Raw genomic sequence first — 4,338 nt, 5'->3', positions numbered from 1 at the left:
CGTTCGGAGCGCCGAAGGGCAGCGCGTCCTCGGAAGGCTTGATGTACAGGTTCGGCGTAGTGTAGGCCGGGTCGGGCAGCGGCGCGATGTCGGCGATGCGGCCGAGCGCGCTCATCTCCTCGACGGTGCCGAAGTCCAGCGCGCGGGCCGGGCAGGCCTCGACGCACACCGGCTTCTCGCCGGCAGCCACGCGGTCAGCGCACCCGTCGCATTTGACGGAGTGGCCCTTGGAGCGATCCACCTTCGGCGCGTTGTACGGGCAGGCCATATGGCAGTAGCCGCAGCCGATGCACTTGGCGGTGTCAACGCTCACCAGGCCCGTCTCCGGGTCCTTGTGCATGGCGGTCGTCGGGCAGACCTTCACGCACGCCGGGTCGTCGCAGTGGTTGCACGACATGGAGAGCGGGTAGCTCACGCACGTGGTGGTGATGATGCCGTCGGCGTCCTTCGTGGTCTCGCCGGTCGTCACCTCGTAGACCTTGCGATACGCGAAGCCCAGGTCGAGGTCCTTAAAGTCCTTACAGGCCATCTCGCAGGTCTTGCAGCCGGTGCAGCGAGTGCCGTCGAAATAGAATGCATACTGAGTCATGATTCTTCCGTTCCTTCCTCGCTACCTTAGGCCTTCACGACTTCGCAGATGTTGCTGTGCTGCGGGTTGCCCTTCGCCAGCGGAGACGGACGATGGGTCGTCAGCGTGTTGATGCAACCGCCCTTGTCCACGCGGTCACCGTTCATGTCGGCGTTGTGCCACGCACCCTGCGAAATGCAGACGGTACCAGGAACAACGCGCGGGGTGACCTTTGCCAGCAGCTCAATCTCGCCGAACGCGTTCTTCACGCGCACGGTGTCGCCCTGGGCGATGTCGCGCTCGTCGGCATCAACCGGGTTAATCCAGGCCTCCTGCGGGTTTGCCTCCTTCAGCAGCTCAACGCCGCCCCAGGAAGAGTGCGTACGGCCGCGGTAATGGAAACCGCTACAGCGCAGGGGGAATTCCTCCGTCGGAATGTCGAGCTCGTCGAAACCGTGCGTGTAGACCGGGATCGGAGAAATGAGGGCGTCTTCACCATCGAGCTCCCACGTCGCAGCAATCTCCGCAAGCTGCTCGGAGTAAATTTCGACCTTGCCCGAGGGCGTGTCGAGGGCATTGGCAACCGGATCCTTTCGGAAGGCCTCCATGGCGATGGTGCAGCCCTTGGGGTTCTTGCGGGTGTACACGCCCATCTCCATTGCCTCCTCATACGTCGGAAGCTCGGGATCCTTGGCGCGGGTCTTTTCGTAGAGCTCCTTGATCCAGTCTTCCTGGGTCTTACCCTCAGTGAACTCCTCCTCAACACCCATCTTGGCGGCAAGAAGCGTCAGGGAATCGTACAGGGTCTTACGCTCGAACTTCGGCGTCGTGCACGGCTGGCCGCTAATCATGTAAGCGTGATCGCCACCGGTACCAATCTGAGAAACCTGCTCGAAGCGGAACAGGTCTGGCAGCAGGATGTCGGCATACTTCGCGGAATCCGTGAGCACCGTTTCCCACACAACAATGAACTCACACTTGCTCTCGTCAGCAAGGATGTCGTGCGCATGGTTAATGTCGCCATGCTGGTTCGTCAGGCAATTGCCCGCGTAGTTCAGCATGCACTTGATGTTCACGTTCAGTTTGTCAGCACCCTGAACGCCCGCATTCAGAGCGGTCATCTCGGTGCCATGGTCAATCGCGTCCGTGAACAAGAACACCGGAATCTTGGCCTTCACCGGGTTAGTGCCCGCAGGAATGGTCTGGACAGAGATGGAATAGGACCCTTCGCGCTCGCCCGTGTTGGTGCCCGGCAGGCCAAACTGACCGGTCAGCAGCGGCAGCATCATGATGGACCAGCTATTCAGCTCACCGTTGCTGCGACGCTGCGGGCCCCAACCCTGCACGACGTACAGGGGCTTGGCAGTTCCGATTTCTTCCGCGAGTGCGCGGATGCGATCAGCGGAAATACCCGTGATGGGGGCGGCCCATTCCGGAGTCTTCTCCTCCATGTCGTAGCCCGTGCCCATGATGTAGTCCTTGTAGGACTTGTTCTGTCCCTTGGCCGACTCAGGCATGGTCGTGTCGTCGAAGCCGACGCAATACGTATCGAGGAATTCCTTGTCGATCTGGTCGTTCACGATCAGCTCGTGAGCGATAGCGGAGCAGAGCGCCGCATCGGTGCCCGGATTAATGGGCAGCCATTCGGCGGAGCGGCCCATAGCGGAGTCATTCAAGCGCGGGTCGATGTAGACAATCTTCCCCTTCGCGCGCTCGCGAAGATGCACCCAGTCATAGTGCGAGACAGCGCCACCCTGGCGGGTCTCCGTCGGGCTCGTGCCAAATGCAAGAATGAGCTGAGCGTCCTCGGCGGCGTTCAAAGTCGAGCCATTGAAGCCCTTCGAGCCCAGCGTGAACGGGGTGATCATCTCAAGCTGCGCGGCGCTGTAGTCACCGTAGGAGCCCAGATAACCGCCCAGGCACGTCATAAAGCGCGGGAGGCTGCGGGCGGTGGAAGAGCTCACGCCCGTGGCATACGGAATGTAAACCGCCTCGTTTCCGTACGTGTCGATGATGCGACGAAGCTCAGAAGCGATGGTGTCGATGGCCTCATCCCAGGAAATCTGCTCGAACTTGCCTTCGCCTCGCTTTCCCACGCGCTTCATGGGGTAGTTCACGCGGTTCGGGTCGGCAAGCCAACGACGGTACGTGCGACCGCGCAGGCAAGCACGCGGCTGCACCTCATCAAAGTCGGCATCTTTGCTCGTGTACGTCTCAACCCATGCAACCTCGTCGTCCTTCACGTGGAACTTGAGGCTGCAGCGGCCCGGGCAGTTGATGGCGCAGTGGCCCCACGTCACCTTCTCCTCCGCTTCGGCGTGCGCCTGGGGCGTCCCCTCGCCGAACACGGAGCCCGTCGCGGCAACGGTGCCGCCGACGGCTGCCAAAGCGCCCAGCGCGCCGGTCGTCTTCACGAACGAGCGGCGGCTGACATTCGGCATCAACTCTGACATGTTTCCCTCCCTCTCTTAACTCTCGTCTTGCTCTCGCATGCGGCGGACTCCCTGCTCCGCCAGCATGCGCCACGCCGCGCTCGGCGCGGCGTTCGCCCGCTCAATCGAGGCTTCTTCATGCGCTCGACCGCGCGCGGGCAGCGCGATCATTGTGCGCGGCTTGCCGAAACGCTTGTCACATACTGCGGGTGATTTTTGCAAAATCCCTGGTCAAAAGGGCACACCTGTCACCACCCTTCTTGCATGGCCCATCACCTGCCCCTTTGAATGCCGTACAATGGTCACCGCGCCACGAGCGACAGCCCCGTGCTCCTCGTGCGCGCAAGGTTCATCGCCCGCATGCCTCGTGCCGCGCAAGGCCCATCGCCCGCACGCCACGACGCCGCTCGGCGCCAACCTCGCGCCCGGCGCGCCGCGTCGTACCATCCCGCTCGCAGGAAGGAGCCCCGTGCACACCATCGCGTCGCTGCTGCGACCGAACACGACACTGCTCGGTTACGCGCTCTTCCTCGCCATCAACGCCGCGAGCGTGTGGGGTGGCGTCTTCCCGTTCTTGCCGGTCGCTTTCCAGACTTCGGACATCCTGCTCGCGTTCTTCCTTTCGCAGTCGCTCGTGTACACCGCGAGCTTCTTCGCAAGCGTGCTTGGCGTGTACTTCTTCCCGCGGTTCACGCGGCGCTTCATCGTGCTGCTGCCGGCGGCGCCGTACTTCGCCGGATGGTGCTTCCTCATTGCCGCCATCTACCTCAGCGACATCTCCACGCCGCTCGTCATCGTGGGCGGCGCGCTGCTCGGCCTGGGCTCCGCCGGCTTCTACATGCTGTGGCAGCGCCTCTACGCCAGCCAGGAGGCGGACGAGAGCAACCGCAACCTCATCGTAGGCACCGTCTTCTCGGCGCTCTTGTACTTCGCGCTGTATCTCATTCCGCAAGCGGTGACGGCGTTCCTCATCCCGCTCGCGTTCCTGCCGCTCTTCGGGCTCTCCATCGTTCTGCGCAGCCGCGAGATCAATCTCGACCAGCCCATGTTCGAAGACGTGCCGCGCGAGCATCCCGCCGTCTACCGCAAGGCGCTGCGCGCCTACTTCCCCAGCGCGCTCAGCGTGGGCGCCGTCGGCTTCTGCTGCGGCATCGTGCGCGCGCTCGCCATCGACACGCCCGTCATCGGCTCGCTCGTGAACATCGTCTCCATGTGCGGCTCGCTCGTCGCCGGCCTGGCGTTGCTCGCCGTCTGGCAGAAGAAGAACCTGCGCGTGCACGTGCTCTCGGTCTACCGGTTCCTGTTCCCGCTGCTCATCACCGCGTTTCTCATCATGCC

At 63.0% G+C, this 4,338-nt stretch carries 2 protein-coding genes and 1 pseudogene; 1 reads left to right on the top strand and 2 read right to left on the bottom strand.

The features are described from left to right. Together Q0J60_RS02590 and Q0J60_RS02585 are read right to left on the bottom strand one after the other, a co-directional pair. Window positions 1–589 (bottom strand): DMSO/selenate family reductase complex B subunit (locus Q0J60_RS02590; RefSeq protein ID WP_294438670.1); only part of this gene is annotated, 589 nt, incomplete at its 3' end. A 26-nt stretch (window positions 590–615) separates the two neighbouring features. Then, window positions 616–3,021, bottom strand: a complete 2,406-nt coding sequence (locus Q0J60_RS02585) for a DMSO/selenate family reductase complex A subunit (RefSeq protein WP_294438669.1) — start codon at window positions 3,019–3,021, stop codon at window positions 616–618. Window positions 3,022–3,367: 346 nt separating this feature from the next. On the opposite strand from Q0J60_RS02585, the pseudogene Q0J60_RS02580 reads away from it, so the two are divergent. After that, window positions 3,368–4,338, top strand: a pseudogene (locus Q0J60_RS02580) (LuxR family transcriptional regulator); the annotation flags it as partial.

Origin of the sequence: uncultured Slackia sp. (assembly GCF_944321625.1) — a bacterium.
GTDB lineage: Bacteria > Actinomycetota > Coriobacteriia > Coriobacteriales > Eggerthellaceae > Slackia.
This window is presented reverse-complemented; position numbering and strand designations above follow the sequence as displayed.

What these genes read in the sequence shown, in the direction of transcription:
- Q0J60_RS02585 (WP_294438669.1), bottom strand. Translation starts at nt 3,021, where the DNA reads ATGTCAGAGTTGATGCCGAATGTCAGCCGCCGCTCGTTCGTGAAGACG.